Annotated in this window: 17 protein-coding genes; 4 read left to right on the top strand and 13 right to left on the bottom strand. The window is 30.5% G+C overall.

Features of this window, described 5'->3' with window-relative positions:
• Positions 1–19: 19 nt before the first annotated feature.
• The 4 genes from F6464_RS03670 to F6464_RS03655 all read right to left on the bottom strand — a co-directional run bounded on the left by F6464_RS03670 (position 20) and on the right by F6464_RS03655 (position 2,990).
• Positions 20–241 (bottom strand): hypothetical protein, encoded by a 222-nt coding sequence (locus F6464_RS03670; RefSeq protein ID WP_151106421.1) that lies wholly within the window; start codon positions 239–241, stop codon positions 20–22.
• A gap of 11 nt (positions 242–252) precedes the next feature.
• Complete coding sequence (locus tag F6464_RS03665; protein ID WP_151106419.1) at positions 253–405, bottom strand: hypothetical protein; 153 nt, start codon at positions 403–405, stop codon at positions 253–255.
• Positions 402–947 carry a hypothetical protein gene (locus F6464_RS03660; RefSeq protein ID WP_151106417.1) on the bottom strand — a complete coding sequence of 182 codons (546 nt, stop codon included), beginning with the start codon at positions 945–947 and terminating at the stop codon, positions 402–404. The genes F6464_RS03665 and F6464_RS03660 overlap by 4 nt, the downstream gene beginning before the upstream one ends.
• A gap of 72 nt (positions 948–1,019) precedes the next feature.
• Complete coding sequence (locus tag F6464_RS03655) at positions 1,020–2,990, bottom strand: endonuclease (RefSeq protein ID WP_151106415.1); 1,971 nt, start codon at positions 2,988–2,990, stop codon at positions 1,020–1,022.
• Between the two features lie 206 nt (positions 2,991–3,196).
• Here F6464_RS03655 and F6464_RS03650 point away from each other — a divergent pair, with 206 nt between their 5' ends.
• The 3 genes from F6464_RS03650 to F6464_RS03640 all read left to right on the top strand — a co-directional run bounded on the left by F6464_RS03650 (position 3,197) and on the right by F6464_RS03640 (position 4,309).
• Entirely contained in the window at positions 3,197–3,637 is a 441-nt protein-coding gene (locus F6464_RS03650; protein WP_151106412.1) for a KTSC domain-containing protein, read from the top strand.
• A 159-nt stretch (positions 3,638–3,796) separates the two neighbouring features.
• The gene (locus F6464_RS03645; RefSeq protein ID WP_151106410.1) at positions 3,797–4,021 is read left to right on the top strand and encodes a hypothetical protein; all 225 of its coding nucleotides are present in this window, start codon (positions 3,797–3,799) and stop codon (positions 4,019–4,021) included.
• 57 nt (positions 4,022–4,078) lie between these two features.
• A complete protein-coding gene (locus F6464_RS03640; RefSeq protein WP_151106408.1) occupies positions 4,079–4,309 on the top strand; it encodes a hypothetical protein in 231 nt (76 codons plus the stop codon).
• A gap of 30 nt (positions 4,310–4,339) precedes the next feature.
• On the opposite strand, the gene F6464_RS03635 is transcribed toward F6464_RS03640, so the two are convergent.
• The 6 genes from F6464_RS03635 to F6464_RS03610 form a co-directional block, all read right to left on the bottom strand.
• On the bottom strand, positions 4,340–4,543 hold the full coding sequence (locus F6464_RS03635; protein WP_151106406.1) for a YgaP family membrane protein: 204 nt from the start codon (positions 4,541–4,543) through the stop codon (positions 4,340–4,342).
• A gap of 158 nt (positions 4,544–4,701) precedes the next feature.
• A complete protein-coding gene (locus F6464_RS03630; protein ID WP_225318023.1) occupies positions 4,702–4,887 on the bottom strand; it encodes a thioredoxin family protein in 186 nt (61 codons plus the stop codon).
• A 12-nt stretch (positions 4,888–4,899) separates the two neighbouring features.
• Complete coding sequence (locus F6464_RS03625; protein WP_151106404.1) at positions 4,900–6,306, bottom strand: MBL fold metallo-hydrolase; 1,407 nt, start codon at positions 6,304–6,306, stop codon at positions 4,900–4,902.
• Positions 6,307–6,381: 75 nt separating this feature from the next.
• Positions 6,382–7,185 carry a sulfite exporter TauE/SafE family protein gene (locus tag F6464_RS03620; RefSeq protein WP_151106402.1) on the bottom strand — a complete coding sequence of 268 codons (804 nt, stop codon included), beginning with the start codon at positions 7,183–7,185 and terminating at the stop codon, positions 6,382–6,384.
• A 116-nt stretch (positions 7,186–7,301) separates the two neighbouring features.
• Positions 7,302–7,934 carry a Crp/Fnr family transcriptional regulator gene (locus F6464_RS03615; protein ID WP_151106400.1) on the bottom strand — a complete coding sequence of 211 codons (633 nt, stop codon included), beginning with the start codon at positions 7,932–7,934 and terminating at the stop codon, positions 7,302–7,304.
• A 329-nt stretch (positions 7,935–8,263) separates the two neighbouring features.
• Complete coding sequence (locus F6464_RS03610) at positions 8,264–11,359, bottom strand: DUF4397 domain-containing protein (protein ID WP_151106397.1); 3,096 nt, start codon at positions 11,357–11,359, stop codon at positions 8,264–8,266.
• Between the two features lie 174 nt (positions 11,360–11,533).
• On the opposite strand from F6464_RS03610, the gene F6464_RS03605 reads away from it, so the two are divergent.
• Positions 11,534–12,277, top strand: coding sequence for a M15 family metallopeptidase (locus tag F6464_RS03605; RefSeq protein WP_151106395.1), 744 nt, complete (start codon positions 11,534–11,536; stop codon positions 12,275–12,277).
• 3 nt (positions 12,278–12,280) lie between these two features.
• On the opposite strand, the gene F6464_RS03600 is transcribed toward F6464_RS03605, so the two are convergent.
• From F6464_RS03600 to F6464_RS03590, 3 genes are read right to left on the bottom strand one after another with little or no spacing between them, the layout of a single operon-like run.
• On the bottom strand, positions 12,281–12,847 hold the full coding sequence (locus F6464_RS03600) for a hypothetical protein (protein ID WP_151106393.1): 567 nt from the start codon (positions 12,845–12,847) through the stop codon (positions 12,281–12,283).
• Complete coding sequence (locus tag F6464_RS03595; RefSeq protein WP_151106391.1) at positions 12,844–14,031, bottom strand: THUMP-like domain-containing protein; 1,188 nt, start codon at positions 14,029–14,031, stop codon at positions 12,844–12,846. Before F6464_RS03595 ends, F6464_RS03600 begins: the two co-directional genes overlap by 4 nt.
• Positions 14,032–14,055: 24 nt before the next feature.
• Positions 14,056–18,267, bottom strand: a complete 4,212-nt coding sequence (locus tag F6464_RS03590; protein WP_151106389.1) for a T9SS type B sorting domain-containing protein — start codon at positions 18,265–18,267, stop codon at positions 14,056–14,058.
• Positions 18,268–18,279 lie beyond the last annotated feature (12 nt).

The following is an 18,279-nucleotide window of genomic DNA, read 5'->3' as shown; positions in this document are numbered from 1 at the left end:
AGAAGAAGAATTTGTTTTACTAATCGCCAAAATTAATTTTTTGATGCAATTGATTCAGCAAAACCTGATAGCGACTTATTTGCATTAAATCTTCATCTTCTTCAGAAAAATCGAGAAGTTCATCTAGTAATTCGCTTACTTCTACTAATCTATTATTAGCTTCTTTATTATTTTTTAGGGCTATTAGATCTATTATTTCTTGTACACTTTCTTTTAAAACAATAAATTTATTACTTTTCATATATTCTTAATTTAGTTGTTTTTTGATATGTTATTTTCATTGAATTTTTTTACAATTTCTTTCAATTTTTCTTTTCTGACAACGATTGCTTTTTTAGCTTTATCTTGCTCTTTGTGCAATTTATCATTGTGCTTTTTGATGTTCTTTTCGTTATTTCTACTCATCTTAAATCTCTTTTTATTTCCTCTAAAGGTTTATTAGTAAACATCAAATCTGTTATTATTTTTTCTTGTAAAACTTCTAAATCGTAATATTCAAAATGTTTTGCCCAAGAGGTTAAATTGAGAAGATTACGAATTTGCTTTATCTTTTTAGTAGTTTCAAAACTGTTTCGGAGTACTGCTTTGTTATCATATAAAGGATTATTTTTGTGTTGGTAGTTAACCGTTTTAGTTTTAAAATCGGTTGTAATATAATACAATTCCTCTTTTGAGTTGTCAGGATAGAAATCCTCCCACAATGCAAACCCTAGTTTAGTTTTTGATTGATTCTCTATCTCTAAAGATTCTAAACGCCACTTACTATTGGCAAGTCTTCCCCAATGATTGGACAATCTGTACATTCCTAATTCAGTATAATAGTAAGTGCTTCCAGATGAACTTATAAAATTACTTTTTATATTTTCAATCTCTATTAGAGGGACTTCTTTAAAAACGCAAAAAGTATTTTTGAATGAATTTGGTTTTATAGGTAATGTAATTTTCATACTCAAAACTAATAAAAGAAAACCATCAGAAAAATAGGATTCCAATGGTTTGTGTTCATTTAATAAATAGAATTATTTTATGATAATTTTCTTTAAAACTGATTTACCCTCAGAGGTTATTTTTGCTAAATACATTCCTGAAGTTAAGTTTAAATTTAATCTGGTACTATCAAGTATTGGGTTTCTTAATAGTAATGAACCTGTGACAGAATAAATTTCGATAGTGCCTTCGTTTTTTAAACCCGAAACCATTAAATAGTCTTTTGCAGGATTTGGAAAAATTGCAATATTTAAATCATTAAAAACATTTGTTGATAATGATGAAGACCACGGTTGTCCAACATTTGGTCCCCAAATATAATCGGCTAGACTAGGATAATCAATAAATGGGTTTCTGTTTACTTGCCAAGTATAAATGTAGTTATTTCTATTCATTTCAAAATCATCAACTTTTTCAAATCGATTCCAATCTAACAAAGTGGCTAAATCACCAATCTCACCAATGCTACTAACAGAAGGATTTCCATTTACAACACTCAATCCATTATAACGAACTGCCATATAAAATAATGCTCTAGCAACATCACCGCGCCAAGTGCCTTTATTTCCAGTTGGTCCTTTATAATCAATTCCATAATTTTTATTCCCTCTTGAAGTGTTTTCTTGACCGTCTTCAGCTCTAATATGATGTGCATCACCATGACCAGTAGCAATTACATCGGGGCCTGTGGTAGTCCAATTATTTATTCCCGCAGGAAAACCACTAGTAGCATCAGCGAAACCACCACGAGATTGAGGAAAAATATGTTCTCTATTCCATTTTCCAATTATACTATTACCCTCTTGTGCATCAATTTTTGAACGTGGCTGTTCTACATACATCAACCAAACTTGATTGCTATTTGCCGGATTTTGATCGGATTTATTTAAAATATCGTATATATCGCCATATACATGCGCACGAACTACGGCTGGATTAGCAATAATATTTTGTAAACCTAATTTTAATGCTTGACCAGAGAGACCTTCAATAGAAGAATAATAATTTGCTGGAGCAGTACTTGCCACTAAACCATAAGTAGGATTTAGGGGAGACCCAAAAGGTAGAACAGCAAAATTTATATCATTAACTCTTACAATTATACTATTATTATTTAAATAATATTCGGTCGATGGAGTTGTTAGTTGTACTTTTAATTCTTCATCACCCTCATTTACACCATCATTTTTAATTAATACAGTTGCACTTCCAGAAGTTGCTCCTATAGGAATTGTTATACTCAAATTGCCTGAAATATCATTAGAATTAAAACTACCATTATTTAATTTAAAAGTTAAGGTAAGTGGAGCGTCTGTAACGGATCGACTCAATGTAGAGGTAACAATTAAATTCTGACCTTCAGTAATAGTTGTTAAATTAGTAGTTGTATTTATATAGTTAAAAATAAATCCAGTACCATCATTGTTTACTCCAGGCGTTGGAGTTTTAATTTCATAAGTCCCATCATTTTTTCGCTGTATAGATTGTGTTTCAACTGCAAGTGATTGATTCTCATTGGGGCATATTGTAATTCCTAAAATATTCATCAGTGCAGTTGGTTTTAGTGCTACTTTATCAGAATAAGTTATAGCATCTATAAGTCCAGCAGATTTAGCATTTGTACCTAAAGGGAAGTCTATAGCATTTCCTAAATATAAAGCCACTGCATCAGGTCCGTTTTCTAATTTTGCAACAGGAAAAGTTAAAGCAGGTGTTGGAGAAACCGTAGGATTTCCAATGGTAATTATTCCATTTACATCAGTTTTTAATCCATCTAAATCTAAAGAAAAATAACTTAAAGTTCCTGTTCCTGATGTTGTACCATTAAAAAAAACTAAAACATAACCATCAAGTGAAAAGGTTGGTGCAGTTGATTTAAGTTCAACAAACTCCAAAATATCAGAACTTGGAGTATCGGCATCAATTTCATTAATTACAATCTGTCCATAGGACGAAACATAGGAACACAAAAATAACAGTGCGAAAAACAAGTTTTTCATCATTTTTATAAATTTTAGTTAGACAAATGTAATGAATTTATTGATATATTGCATATAATGCAATTTTTGAGTGTTAAAATTTAACTTTATACACTTCAAGAAAAAAATATTGTAATTCTTTTTAAAAAATGTACATTTGCAAAAAAATTATCGTTTTTACTATCAAATTATTTAGTTAAACGCTAAAAAACAATACGTTATACTTTTATATGAAAAAAATTGTTGAATACAGAAAGCTACTAAATGTTGATAAAATGGTAGCATTAAAGGATTTAAAAACTATTTACAGGAATGCAATGAAAGAAAGCCATCCTGATAAATTTCAAGGAAATGAAGCCGGATTAAAAGAAGCTGAAGAAAAAAGTAAAGAAATAATTGAAGCTTATCATTTCTTAGTAAGCATAAACCCAGAGACTATAAAGCAAGGATTACCTGAATATAATGAGACTATTGCTACGTGTACTATTTTAGATTATAAATATGAAAATATAAGATTGTCTGTAAATTTTTCTAACGGAAGTAGCTATGAGTTTATTAGTGTTCCTAAAGCTACATATATTAAGATGGTTAATGCAGAATCGCCAAGTAGATTTGCAAAAAGACACATTTTTAATGCTTTTCCTTACAGAAAAGTTAGCAATCAGGAATAATAATTCATTTTTATAGAATATTTAAGCGCTTTAATTGGCGCTTTTTTTTTACTTCATATTTATAAGGAATATATAAAAATCACTAAATTTAGTGATTGTGTGTTATGAATATAGTATTTAATTTTGTTGTAATACTATAGTTAAACATTTATTAATATTATGGATGATTCCTATCTAAAATACGAACAGAAGGCAATCAAGGCTAAAGAAAAAATTTCTGTTTTAGAAAAGGAATTGTTAGAAGTTCGGAATAAACTAAATTCAGATCAATTTAATATTAATCTAATGCATGAATTAAAGAGAATAAATATTAGAATGTCTAAGGCTATTTATGAATTAAAACATAGTCAATTAGTTCTTGAAAAGCCCAATAGTATTTTATAATTCATTTACAATAAATAAAAATATCCCTTAAAATTTAATAATAAATAGAAATGTAATATGAATGATTCTTGTCAAATATATGTCGATCAAGTAAAAAAGGCTAAAGAAACTATCGAGATGTTAGAAAATGAACTACACGAAATTAGACTAAAAATTCAAAAATATAATGATGCAAATGATTATCAATTGCTTAGAAGATTAACTTTAGATATGACTATAACTCTTAACGAATTAGAGCATAGTCAATTTAATTTAGATCAATGTAAAAGTAAATTTTCTACAGTTTAAAGTTATAATTATTAAATTTTTAAAATTATTTCATTTCTTTTTTCTGGTATTTATCCCAAAAGGAAAATATAATGGACAGAAACTTACAAAACTTGTAAGAATCATAATTAAAGCAAATATTCCTAAAATAATAGCAATAGTTCCACTTATTGTTCCTATAAAATATAATATTGCTACAAAAATTGCTGCTGCGACTCTAATGATTTTGTCTGTTAAACCTATATTCTTTTTCATCTTGATTAATTTAACTGTTTAAATTATTGGTATTTTCACTTTTCTAATTTCTTTTTTCCAAAATAGTTTTAATTATTTTCTTCTCTAAATAACACTCTAGATTCTGTATATAACTTTTTGCCTTTCTGAATTAAAATCATTTTAGGAATGCCACGAATTTAATAGTGATTATAAATTTGTTGTTTTTTATCCACATAAACTTTGAGTATAGTAACCCACTCTCCTAATCTGTCTTTTATTTGTTTCAAAATAGGAGATTGTGTTTTAAATGAGCTATACCATGTTGCAAAAAAGTCAATTAATCCTAGCTTTTTTGATTCAATGGAAGTATCAAAATTATTCATGACTAATATTTTTTATTTTAAAGTACAAGGACAAACATAATTTGTTGTTTTTATCCCTGTTTTTTTAATAGCATCAAAACCACCTAAAACGTTAATTGCATTATGATAACCACGGGCTTTTAATATTGAAGCAGCAATCATCGAACGGTATCCTCCAGCACAATGCAAATAGAAATTCTGTTCCTTTGGAAACTCATCTAAATGGTCGTTTAGAAAATCTAAAGGGGTCGAAGCAACATCAAGAATGTGTTCTGCAGCATATTCTCCAGGTTTTCTAACATCAAAAACTGGGGCTTTATGTAGAATCTTTTCTTCTAATTCTTCGGCAGAAACCGAATTAACAGTATCATATTCAAAACCTTTCTTTTTCCAAGATTCAAAACCCCCTTTAAGGTAGCCCAAGGTATGGTCATAACCCACTCTTGCTAATCGCATAATGGTTTCATTTTCCTTTCCTAATGGAGTTACTAGAAGTATAGGATGTTTACTATCGATAATTAATGACCCTACCCAAGGAGCAAAATTACCGTCAATGCCAATAAAAATAGATTTTGGAATATGACCCTTAGCAAAATCATCCTGATGACGCACATCTAGAATTAATGCATCAGTTTCGTTAGCAACTAATTCGAAGGTTTTGGGTTCATAAGCAATAGCTTCTTTTATAATATCATCAACATTTTCGTAGCCTTCTTTGTTTAGCCTAACATTCATAGGAAAATAAGCAGGAGGTGGTAATAATCCATCTGTAACCTCGTTAATGAATTCTTCCCTTGTCATATCTTCACGAAGCGCATAATTGATTTTCTTTTGTTCGCCAATAGTTCCAACAGTTTCTTTACTTAAATTTTTACCGCAGGCACTTCCTGCACCGTGTGCTGGATAAACAATAACATTATCTGGCAAAGTTATTATTTTTGTTCGTAAACTGTCAAAAAGTATTCCTGCTAATTGCTCTTGAGTCATGTGAGCTGCTTTCTGAGCTAAATCTGGTCTGCCAACATCTCCTAGAAATAAAGTATCGCCACTAAAAAGCGCATATTCTACACCATTTTTATCTTTCAGTAGATAGCAAGTACTTTCCATGGTATGCCCAGGAGTGTGAAGGGCTGTAATGGTTATTTCACCTAAATGAAACACTTCTCCGTCATTGGCAATATGGGCTTTAAAACTTGGATTTGCATTAGGACCAAAAACGATAGGCGCCCCTGTTTTTTCAGCAAGCGTTACGTGGCCACTTACAAAATCAGCATGAAAATGAGTTTCAAAAATGTATTTTATTTTAGCATGGTTTCTATTGGCTTTGTCTATATAAGGTTGCACTTCACGCAAAGGATCAATAATAGCTACTTCCCCATTACTTTCTATATAATACGCACCTTGTGCCAAACAACCTGTATAAATTTGCTCTATTTTCATTTTCATTTTGATTTAGCGTAAAATTAATCTCTATTTTGATAGTAATTGGTAACAAATGATACATTTATGATGCAATTAGTTTAATAAAAGCTCTCTGATTACAATGTATATTCCCATAGCTAAAACAAACCAACCAAATGCAGTTTTGAGTTTGTTGCCTTCAACCTTTTTAGTTATGAAATTTCCAATGAAAATTCCAAAGATGGAACAAATAGTAAAAAGCAACAGTAATTTCCAATCAATAATTTGATTTACTTGAATATCTCCTATAAATCCTATTAAAGATTGAGAAGCTACTATAAAAAGAGAGGTTCCTACCGCCATTTTCATTGGTGTTTTAGCTAGAAATAATAATGTTGGAATAATCAGAAAACCTCCACCTGCACCTACAAATCCAGAAATTAAACCTATAGCAATACCTTGTAGGCCGATTTTATAATAATTGATTTTTTCTTCTCCTATATATATTATGACTTCTGATGGTTTGATCATTTTAACGGATGCTACAATCATCACTACCGCAAAAACTAGCATAATTAACACCGATTTACTTAAAGTAAAATGGTCTGTTTCTAATAGAATCGTTGGAATTCTTGGAACTAAAATTTTGCGTGTAAAAAATACAGTAATCACTGTAGGAATACCAAATAGTAACACTTTCTTGAAATCGACTTGGTTTTGTTTGGCTTTTTGAATACCGCCAACTAGTGATGCTGAACCAATTACAAATAAAGAATAGGCTGTTGCCAATGTAGGTTCTATACCCATTACATAAACCAGTATTGGAACCGAAAGTATAGAGCCTCCGCTGCCCAACATGCCTAAAGTCATACCAACAAAAATGGCGAGTATATATCCTATAATTTGAGAAATCTCCATCTAGTACTATTTGATAGTGCAAAGATGAACCAAAAATTATATTCTTTGTGCAACAAAAGTTACAGAGTTTAGAAGTTATGGGTTTTAAGTTGTGTTTTGAGAGTCAAGAGTTGGATTTATGATTTAAGAAGTTCGATTGAAGCTCTATGCAAACGAATTGTTCCTTCATTTTCTAGGGATTTCAGTATTCTAGAAACCACTACTCTTGAAGTGTGCAAATCGTAGGCAATTTGTTGATGGGTATTTTTTATTTCTTTAGAATGATTGATTTTTACCTTATCCTGTAAGTAATGCAATATTCTTTTGTCCATGTTCATAAATGCGAGATTGTCAATTGTATGGAGCATTTCTTTTAAACGACTGTTATAGCTATTAAAAATGTAGTTTCTCCAACTCTTGTACTTCCCTAACCATTCTTCCATTTTATGAACGGGTATCATAATTACGGTACCATTGGTCTCTGCAACTGCTTTAATTTCGCTTTTAGTTTCACCCATGCAGCAGGCCATAGACATGGCGCAAGTGTCGCCTTTTTCTATAAAATATAAAAGTAGATCGCCCTCATCAACATCTTCTCTAAGTATTTTTATAGCACCAGAAATTAGTAATGGCATTTTCTTGATGTAATCACCAAAATCAATGAGTATATCGTCTTGTTTAAAGTCCCGCAATAAAGAAACAGCTACTATTTCGTCAATTAGCTTTTCTTCAAAAAGTAATCCGTAGGTTTCTTTCAGTATATTTTTCATTTATGGCAGTTTTCTGTCTTATAAATTTCGGAATTAATTTTGAGTTAATAATGTTTAAGTACCTTAGTATTAAAAAAGATTATAATCAAACCGTTGGCTATAATTATTTGAAGTATAATAAACCAAATAAATTTATATCAATAAATCCAAAATTCAGTAAATAACTTATTTTTCCATATTTATTTATAAATCTTGAAAAAGTTTTAAAGATTCTCCTATTTGTCCCAATTTCAATGTTTCGGCACGAATTAAATTTAAAGGGGAGACTCAGAGGAAGTCATAATACGAAAAAAATTTAAATAGTATTTATCAAGATACTTATATATCTATTACTTTCTAACTATAAATTTTTTATTGTAATTTCCTCCATCAATTTCTATACTTAACATGTATATTCCATTTGATAAATTCGAAATGTCTATTGAATTATTTTTTACTAAAGTATCGTTTTTGATAGTTCTACCAGTAGCATCAACAATCCTTGTCCCATAGATTTTTTTATCTTTAGGAATAGAAATATTTAAAATACTCGAAACAGGATTTGGAAAAATAGTAAACATATTATTCGAAAATCCCTCCGTTTTAAGGTTTGCATTTTCTAATTCTATCAAATCGCCTCCTGATGCTAACGCTGCCCATAATCCAAATGGAGAGCCACTACTATTTTGTAATGAATCTATAAAGCCACTTGCCACTACTGTTAATGCTTGTCCTTGAAGATTCAAAGTTGCCAATGGAGCAGAATAACTCGCTATAATATTTATTCCTGTAATATCTCTTACATCTAAAACATAATTAGCAGTAGACAGTTCTAAATAATTCGAATTAAATGAGTTGTAAGATATATCATCAACTATGGTGCCAGCAGGAATGCTTGTTTCTATGATATCAACAATAGGAGCGTCTGTTGCACCATGACTTATAAGAATATCGGTATTACCTGTATTTGAGGCAATTTCTCTACCTTGATCAAAAATAGATAAGCCAAAAGGTTGGTTAGGAGTATAACCAGTTGTGCTTGTAATTCCATTAGCTACCATAACGTATGTTTTATCAGAAGCTAAAGTTTCAGTAAATGTGTAAAAACTTTCAGTATCAGAAGTACTTGTAGACGGCGCTATTGAAATAGTTATTGTTGTTTCTGCTGGTACATCCATAAATTCGGTTGCTGTTCTAAATTTAAAATCATCTAATAAAATCTCTCCATTAAGATATACGTCAACTAAAGCATTGGCAGCATCAGGAGAATTATGGATAATTTGTACACGAGATGTGAATATTTGTTCTTTTAGCTGAAGTGGAATCATATTTCCGCCTAATGATGTTGCTACCCACAATCCAAATTCAGGTCCATTATTATTTTGTGAAGGGTCTAAAAATCCACTAGCTACAATTGTTAATGCTTTTCCACTAAAATTAAAAGATTCAAAAAGTGCTAAGTATGTTTTAAGAACTGTTGTTCCATTAGTATCTGTAACGTTTAGCGTAAAGTCTTCTGTTGGTAGTTCTAAGTAATTTGAATTAAATGAATTATAAGATATGTTGTCTACAATAGTGCCAGCAGGAACACTTGTTTCTACGATATCAACTATAGGAGCATCTGTTGCACCGTGATTCACAAGAATATCGGTATTACCTGTATTTGAGGCGATTTCTCTACCTTGATCAAAAATAGAAAAACCAAAGGGTTGATTAGGAGTATAGCCGCTTGTACTTGTATTACCATTGGCAACAATTATGTATTTTTTATTATTAGTTAAAGTTTCTGTAAACGTATAAAAACTTTCAGAATCTGAGGTGCTTGAAGAAGGTGCAACTGAAATTGTTATTGGAGTTTCTGCGGGTATATTTATGAACTTTGATGCGGTTCTAAAATTGAAATCATTTATTAAAATTTGTCCATTAAGATACACGTCAACAAACCTATTGGCTGCATCGGCTGAATTATGAATGATTTGTACTCGAGCTTTAGGTGTTGGCACGTACAATTGTAAAGGAATCATATCACCACCAAATACTCCAGCTACCCACAATCCAAATTCTGGACAATCACTATTCTGTGTTGGATTTAAAAAACCACTCGCTACAATTGTTAATGAAGCTCCGTTTAAACCTAAAGTTTGTAAAGCACCAGAGTATGTTTTTAGAACAGTATTGCCGTTAGCCGCTCTAACATCAATTGCATAGTCTGCAGTTGGTAATTCAATGTAATCAGAAGAAAATGATGAATAAGAAATATCATTTGCTAAAGTGCCAAGTGGAACGTCTGTTTCAACAATGTCAATAGTAGGAGCGTCAGTCGCACCATGATAAATAAGTATATCAGTATTAATAGAATCAAAAGAAGTCTCTCTGCCTTTATTAAATACAGAGAAATTTAAAGGTATGCTTGGGGAATACCCAGTAGTACTTAAAACACCATTTGCAACAAGAATATAGGTTTCTCCTATTGTAAATGTTGTAGTAAAATTATAAATACTTTCTGCGCTAGAAGTACTATTAGATGGAGCTATATCTATTCTAACAGGAACACTAGCATCTAAATCAAGGTAAGGCGTTGATGATCTAAATGCAAAATTATCTTTTACAAGTTTATTGTTTACATACAAATCAACAGTTGCAATGCTTAAGTCAGCTGAGTTATGTAAAATTTGTACTCTGGCATAATTTGATTGTACTAATTCTATCAAACTTCCCCCACTTGCAAGTGCAATCCATAACCCATAAGAAGCACCATTACTATTTTGCGAACGATTTAAAAATCCGTTCGAAACAACTGTTATAGCTTGTCCTTGAAGATTTAACCGTTCTAAAAAGAAATCATATGATCTAACAACTCTATTTCCTGAAACATCGGTTACGTCAATAGTATAGTTTGATGTAGTAAGATCTAAATAGTTAGAGTTGAAGCTTGTATATGAAAGATTATTTATAAATTTACTTATTGGTAGAACAGTAGTATTTACAATATCTACAGAACCAGTGTCAGTTCCCCCATGGCAAAAAAGCACATCGGTATTCAGGGGATTTGTTGCAATTTTTCTGCCTTGTGGAAAAATAGATAAGGCAAAAGGTTCATTTGGAGAATACCCAGATGCACTTACAATTCCATTTCCAACCATGATGTAAGTTTCATTAGTATCTAATGTGGTTGATATATTAAAAAAGCTTTCAGAACTAGAAGTGCTATTTCCAGGTGCTATGCCAATGCTAATTAAATTTCCAGCTGGTAAATCTAGAAAAGGCGTAGCTGATCTAAAAGCTAGATCATCTATTAGAATAGTGCCATCTAGATAAATGTCTACTGTGTTTAATGTTAAATCTGCTGAATTGTGAATTATTTGTACTGGTGCAGTTTGGGAAAAAATTAAATTTGTAAATAATAATATGAAATAAGTGCTTAATAAATGAATTAAATTTTTCATGCTGAGTTGTTATAATTTCAAAGTGCAAATTTAGTTTAAAGTTTTATATTTTATATTTTAAATAGTTAATTATTAAATAATATTGAACAATATTGAACAATGTAATTTCTAAATTGAATTAAAAATTATTTTATCTCTTATTTTTATTTAATTTGCATATTAAACCCTATTTTTATGAATAAATCATTCTTGTTTCTTTCCTTGTTTTTGGCTTTTGTATTGTTTTCTTGTTCTATACACACAAAAAAAAATCCAAAAACCGAAATTATCAATACGATTATCTATCCTTTTGAAAAGAAAGAAGCTACAGAATCTAATATAGAAATTGTTAATAGTCAAGAATTAACTCCCAAACTATTTGAATCCATTGCGGATACTTCTTTTGTAAATTTAAAAGACTACAGTTCTGATTTTTTTTATGATATGAAATATGCCACTAATGATAATTTTTTAAAAATTAAAGTTTATGATTGTTCTGAATGCTATTTGAGATTAAGAACTATAAAGGCATTACTTAAAGCAAATGAACGTTTTATGAATAAAGGTTATCATATTAAGCTTTTTGACTGTTACAGACCTCTAGATGTTCAGAAAAAAATGTGGAGTATAATTTCAAATCCTGATTATGTAGCTAATCCTAAAAAAGGATCCATACACAATAGAGGAGGAGCGGTAGATATTACTTTGGTTGATAGTAATGGAAAAGAATTGGATATGGGAACTCCTTTTGATTTTTTTGGAATAGAATCAAGTCATGAATTTGAAAATCTTTCTGAGGAAGTAAAAAATAATAGGAAATTACTAAAAAATGGAATGATTCGTGCCAATTTTAGAATTTTTGATAGTGAATGGTGGCATTATAATTTAAAAAACGCAAAAAAAGATAACTTATCTAATTTTAAATGGATTTGCGATTAATATTTATTCGATGCAGTGTAAGTAATTTATAAAAAAACTCTCCGGTTCTGATACCGTCGCGTTTAATTCTGATTTTAATTCTTTCTTAAAAATATAATCTTCATTTTCTGTGCTGTATTTTATTCGAATAAAGGAAACGGGAGAATTTTTAAGATCTACAAAATTTTCTTTTTTAATTAAAAAATACCCTGTTAATATTCTGTTGTCAAATCCTTTAGCATCTCTTAATAACGTGCCACAACTTTCCTGACTGGTATGAGATAGTGTAATTATTTTACTGTTCATTAATTGTAAATACAATTTAGAGTTACTATCAAAACATTTTGCTTTGATAAATTCTTTACTTTTTTCTATGAACTGTAAATTTAATATTGGAATTTTATCTGTTAAAACGAATGAAGCAAAAATAAAACTTGATTTTTCGTTGAAATTTTTTTCATACACAAGATACTCTTTTGTCGATTTATATTTCCCTATCGAATCAGTAACATCAGTACTTATTTCGCATGGTTTTTGACCATAAATATTCAAATTTAATAAGATAATAATTGTAAATACAATATGTTTCATGATACTTTTATTTTAGTGCAAATTAAAACTATTTTAGCATTATTTATATCGGTTGTAAAAAAACAATACCGATTTCCTCCGTCTTTAATTTTCCATTTTTTTCGAATATTTTCTACACTTTCCGGAAAATTTCTTGTCGTTATGTTCGCATTCTGATTTTCAAATTCCTTTTTCATCATTACTTTTGAATATGGAATTGTGTTTTCAATTTCAAAAATTCTTCCTGGAAAATCTATTAGTTTATCTGAAGTATAAAGATGGGAATGTTGATGTAACTTATCAATTTTATATTTTGAACTTACTTCATCAAATCCACCTGATTTCATAATAGCACTATTGGGTTCAAAAAGATATTTTTTTGGTAAACTAAAAGTAGGTAGTTTTTTATTTACGTTTAAATAAAAATCAAATTTTGAAATTCTCGATTTTTCAATGTTTGCTGTCTGAATTAAAATTTCACCTTGGTAATCTTTACTCAATTCCCAAAGCAGTTCTTTTACCTCATTATCAACTGCAATGATATGAATAGCTTTTACATTTTTTAATTCTGATAATCCAGCAGAAATATCTAAAATTGGAGCTGTTTTTATCAATACATTATTTGAATATTCAAAATAAAAATCTAATAAATCTGGAACATTTGGCAAGCAATCTTTTAGCATGAATACCTTGCCTTTTTCATCATTTCGTCTAGAAGGATCTATATAAATCCAATCGAATTCTTTATTTTGTTTGAGTAATATATCTTGACTATTACCTTCATAGCAGTAAATGTTTTTTACATTTAATTTTTCGAAATTATGGGCAACAATTTCAGACAATTCCATATTAATTTCACAATGTATAACCGATTGCACTTTTTTAGAAAAATAATAATCATCTACACCAAAACCACCAGTTAAATCTATAAGACTATCACCTGAAACTAATGATGATTTATAGAGAGCCGTTTTCTCAGATGACGTTTGTTCTATGGCTATTTTACTAGGATATAAAATAAATTTTGATTGAAACCAAGTAGGCAGTTTTTGTTTGGCTTTCTTTTTGGCAATAATTTGTTCTAATAGTGTTATCCAATTTACTTCTGGAAATGGATTCTTTTGCAAGGCTAATGTAGAAATGCTTTTTTCAAGATTTACAGTTATGAATTCCTGTATTTCAATATGTAGAAGTGTAAAATTCAAAAGCTTTTTGATTTTCTAGAATAATTATCTTTTTAGAGAAAAATGAGCTTGAAATTCTTTTTTATTCCTTAAATCATCGAAATAGGTAACTTTAAACCAATAATCACTAGATGGCAACGGTTTATTATTATAATTTCCATCCCAACCAGTCCCAATAGGACTAATTTGCTTTATTAATTTACCATGACGATCAAAAATACTAATTGAAGCCTCAGGGTCTTTTAATCCAATAATGTTCCAAGTGTCGTTGTAACCGTCTGCGTTTGGAGTAAAATATTTTAAATAATTAATTATAGAAAACGTCTCACTTTTTTTTAATCCACATCCGTTTTTATCTCTTACAGTAATATCGTGAATACCTGGTTTTATCCCTTCAAAAACCGGACTGCTTTGAAAAGGGCCAGAATCCAATTGGTATTCATAATCTCCTTCTCCTCCAGGATTAAGAACTGTAACGACTTGGTTTTCATCAAAGGCCAATGACGTTGTTGTTAATTCAATATTTAGAGGTGGACTAGAACGAACCACTGTTACAGCTATTTTTTGAGAAGAACAGGTTGTGAGTGTATTGGTTACTTTTACTGCATAGATGTCAGGTACTGAAACAGTAATTTCGTTACTAGTTTCTGAAGGCATTAAGTCATTAGCATCGTTGTTAAACCATTCAAAAACATTTTCTGGGGCAATTGGTAAACCACTATTAATGACTACTGTGTTGCTAATATTAACACATATTAAACCTTCATTCGGATCAGGAAGAGGAATTTTATTAATGGTTATGCCTATTTTATTTACGATGCTGAAGCAATTGGGTGTGAGTACATTATTTATTTTATAATAAACATCTTGGGTTTTTACTGTTGTAATAGGATTTTTATCAATAATAGCATCAGCTACTGTATTATAATACTTTATGTTATAATTAGCAGAGGGTTCAGGCTGTCCTATAAGAATATCCTCTTTTAACGTAGTTGAATCAATCAATATCGAACCATCGTTAACGCCATCTTCATCGCAATAAATTTTATTGGTTGGGGTAGTATTATTTACTATGGGTCTAGTAATAGTTACTGTAAAACTGCTCTCATCGGTACAAATTTCTTTTCTGTTAGGATATTCATTATAAATATAAATAGTTTGATTAGTGTCTATAATGTCTCCAGCAATAAGTTTTGTTCCTTGACCACTAGGTAGTGTATAATATTCACCTTCTGTAAGCACTGGTAATATATAATTTTCACAAACGCTAATATCTGCTGATATGTCTACTCTAGGAGTAAAAGTTAGAGTAAAATAATTTTCTACAGGACAAGGCGGTACTGTAGTTGTAGTTCCATATATGTATATCGTTTTGGTTTTAGTAATAACATCTCCGGCTAAAAGTTTACCACCTGTTCCTAGAGGACCCTTATAATAATTTCCAACAGAACCTACAGACATTGGAGTTAATGGATAGTTTACGCCTCCACAAAAATCGAGACTGGCTCTATTATCAACTTTTGCGTTAGGATTAATGGTAATTGTGAATGGTATTTCATTTTTACATTTATTTCCGTCACTAATATAAATATAAAGAGGCGTTGTTTTTTTTATATCATCACCTGCAAATAATGGTTTACCACTACCATCACTACCTTTAAAATAATTACCATTGGTTAATGGCAATAGCGTGTATGAATCACAATAAGCTTTAGAAACATCATTTGGGTTTGATAAAGGGGGTAATTCTATTGTAATTGTAATTTTTTCATCAAATGATGGACAATTCGAGTTAGCATCTGCAGGGACGTATACATATAATGATGTGGTTACATTTATTTCAGTTCCAAAAGGTACTATATCACCCAATCCGTTAGGAGCAGTATGATAGGTGCCTACAGGTAAATCAGGAAGCTTAAATTTTACGCAATCTTTGGGGTCTTTAGGATAGGGAAAAGTGCCAATAAATACTTTAAAAGATTTAGTGTCTGTACAAATTGGTTTAGTATTTGTTTTGGCTTCAACAGTAATGGTTTCGTCTGCAGTTATTGCGGTACCTGGTAAAAGTTCACTTCCTAAAGCATTAAAATATTTTCCAACACTTAAAGGAGGTAATTTATAGGACAGGCAGTCATATGTATTAGCAAATTCTGGTAATATTGGGGAAACTATAGTGTCAACTTTAAAAACTCCTGAGGTAATACAAGTTGGATCGGTTAGAGACTGGAAATAAGTGTATATTGTTTGTGGTGTTTTAATTACACCTGTAAGTACATCTCCAGTTCCGTTAGGCAGAGAATAGTAATTTCCATAAGTTAAACCAGGAAGAGCATAACCTTCATTATCACAAACAATTTGATTTTTTGGAGTTATTAATGGAATATCTACAAAAGTAATAATAAGGCTATTTTCCTTCAGAGGGATACAAGGTGACAAAGGATCAAAGATAAAAATAGTGACAATATTCTTTAAACTAGGAATAGTAAGAGGAGTAATAATGTCCCCTTCAAAAAATTGTCTCAAAGTTCCCTTGGTGCCTTCGAAATAAAAACCATTTACTAATTTAGGCAATGTATAAGAGCCGCAGACAAAAACTGGCGGTAATACATCTAATGGCTGAACTAAAGATACAAATAATTCGAAACTTGTAGTAGAGTAACAAGTAGGATCATCTCTATTTTCTACTCTTACGTAAACCGTTCCTCCACTAGAGGCATAGTTTGTTGGTAATGGGCTTAAATCGTTATCAGCGTCACTTTGACTACTATGAAAACTAACAATATTTAATAATGGAGACTGTCCATTTAATATCAATGATAAATTGGAAGCTAAATTAAAAGGAGCAATTCCTGTTAGTGAACATTCTGTTAAATCTTTTGGTTTATTAGCAATAGTTCCTGTTGATGTTAATAATTTAAATGTTTTAACAATATGGCAGCCTGTGGTTTGATTTACTATTCTAGCATAAATCGTCACATTGTCAGGACTATCATAAGGACTAGATAAGGGGCTAGATCCACTATTAGCATCAGCTAACGATATATGATACGAAATTTGTATAGGCACCAAAGGACTTCCTGATCCTACTAACATTTTTGGGGTATTTGAAGATATATCATAACTATAAGTAGGTGATCCTATATTACATTTATAAATGTCTAATGGGTTTGATGCTAAGACGGCGGGATAGGTCTCTACAAAAATATTGTCTGTTATAGGTTCACAAATATTTTTAAAATTTGTGTAAATTACACTATAGTTTCCTCCTGTAATTCCTGTCAAATTTGGACCAGTTTGTCCTGGAATCACAATTCCGTTTTTTTTCCAAACAAATGAATAAAACAAAGGATCTAATCCAGTAGTTAAATCTTCAGCAAAATCGCCAATACAAATCGCTTTGTTATTGTCTATTGTATAATCTGGACCTAAAACATTTTCACTCAAGTTAAACGTTTGTGAGGAAAGAAATATGGCAGAATCATTTTCGTAGTTAGACCTATCAGCAATTACTAATTTTATGTGATATTTTACATTTGGTACCAATACTGCAGATGCTGTCATTTTTACGGTATTGCCTTCAAAATTTGTTGCCGCTCCAGCTGCTAAAGCTCCTCCGTAGTAATTATCAAAAAAATTTTCATTTACTGATGGACAAGTACCAAGATAGGCGTTATTTCGAATAGTAACAACTGAAATTGGGTCAACTGTTGAAGGCACAACAGCTAAATTAGTTGTTACATTGGTAACAGTATTGGTTAATAAATACGCAAAAGCATCACCAAATTCACATTGAAAATTTCCATATTCCTCTGAAGCAAATAAGAAATCAAAACTAAATTTTGTAGAAATTGGTACAAAATCAAATTCTAAAATTGTAGCATTTGTAGAGACCAAAGGAACTCCAGCAGCAGCCATGGTGTTATCTAAATCAGTATCTCCCAGCCAAGAACTATTTCCATCACTTTGAATAGTAGTATTAGGACCTGGAGCATTTTTTACGCTTCCAGTACTTAGTATTACTCCTTTTTTTATAGGGAAATCGGGATTTGTAGTTTCAAAATAACCAATACCATTACCAGCTCCATATTTTGTACCTGTACTAGATGTAATTTTTGTTGCTTGTAAACATTTTGAATTTACTAAAATTTTAGAAACTAATTCAGGAACTGAATAAGTGGTCTCATCTACAACTATTGCTTGTGAAAAACAATTGAACGTAAATAAAAAAAGTATAATATATAGTATCCTATTTGTCATTTAAATCTGTTT

This window comes from Flavobacterium luteum (genome assembly GCF_008806775.1).
GTDB lineage: Bacteria > Bacteroidota > Bacteroidia > Flavobacteriales > Flavobacteriaceae > Flavobacterium > Flavobacterium luteum.
The sequence above is the reverse complement of the archived record's forward strand: the minus strand, read 5'-3'. Positions and strand labels throughout refer to the sequence as shown.

Bases quoted from the DNA above. Each gene is read 5' to 3' on its own strand.
- F6464_RS03670 (WP_151106421.1), bottom strand. From the start codon at position 241: ATGAAAAGTAATAAATTTATTGTTTTAAAAGAAAGTGTACAAGAAATA.
- F6464_RS03665 (WP_151106419.1), bottom strand. From the start codon at position 405: ATGAGTAGAAATAACGAAAAGAACATCAAAAAGCACAATGATAAATTG.
- F6464_RS03660 (WP_151106417.1), bottom strand. From the start codon at position 947: ATGAAAATTACATTACCTATAAAACCAAATTCATTCAAAAATACTTTT.
- F6464_RS03655 (WP_151106415.1), bottom strand. From the start codon at position 2,990: ATGATGAAAAACTTGTTTTTCGCACTGTTATTTTTGTGTTCCTATGTT.
- F6464_RS03650 (WP_151106412.1), top strand. From the start codon at position 3,197: ATGAAAAAAATTGTTGAATACAGAAAGCTACTAAATGTTGATAAAATG.
- F6464_RS03645 (WP_151106410.1), top strand. From the start codon at position 3,797: ATGGATGATTCCTATCTAAAATACGAACAGAAGGCAATCAAGGCTAAA.
- F6464_RS03640 (WP_151106408.1), top strand. From the start codon at position 4,079: ATGAATGATTCTTGTCAAATATATGTCGATCAAGTAAAAAAGGCTAAA.
- F6464_RS03635 (WP_151106406.1), bottom strand. From the start codon at position 4,543: ATGAAAAAGAATATAGGTTTAACAGACAAAATCATTAGAGTCGCAGCA.
- F6464_RS03630 (WP_225318023.1), bottom strand. From the start codon at position 4,887: ATGAATAATTTTGATACTTCCATTGAATCAAAAAAGCTAGGATTAATT.
- F6464_RS03625 (WP_151106404.1), bottom strand. From the start codon at position 6,306: ATGAAAATAGAGCAAATTTATACAGGTTGTTTGGCACAAGGTGCGTAT.
- F6464_RS03620 (WP_151106402.1), bottom strand. From the start codon at position 7,185: ATGGAGATTTCTCAAATTATAGGATATATACTCGCCATTTTTGTTGGT.
- F6464_RS03615 (WP_151106400.1), bottom strand. From the start codon at position 7,934: ATGAAAAATATACTGAAAGAAACCTACGGATTACTTTTTGAAGAAAAG.
- F6464_RS03610 (WP_151106397.1), bottom strand. From the start codon at position 11,359: ATGAAAAATTTAATTCATTTATTAAGCACTTATTTCATATTATTATTT.
- F6464_RS03605 (WP_151106395.1), top strand. From the start codon at position 11,534: ATGAATAAATCATTCTTGTTTCTTTCCTTGTTTTTGGCTTTTGTATTG.
- F6464_RS03600 (WP_151106393.1), bottom strand. From the start codon at position 12,847: ATGAAACATATTGTATTTACAATTATTATCTTATTAAATTTGAATATT.
- F6464_RS03590 (WP_151106389.1), bottom strand. From the start codon at position 18,267: ATGACAAATAGGATACTATATATTATACTTTTTTTATTTACGTTCAAT.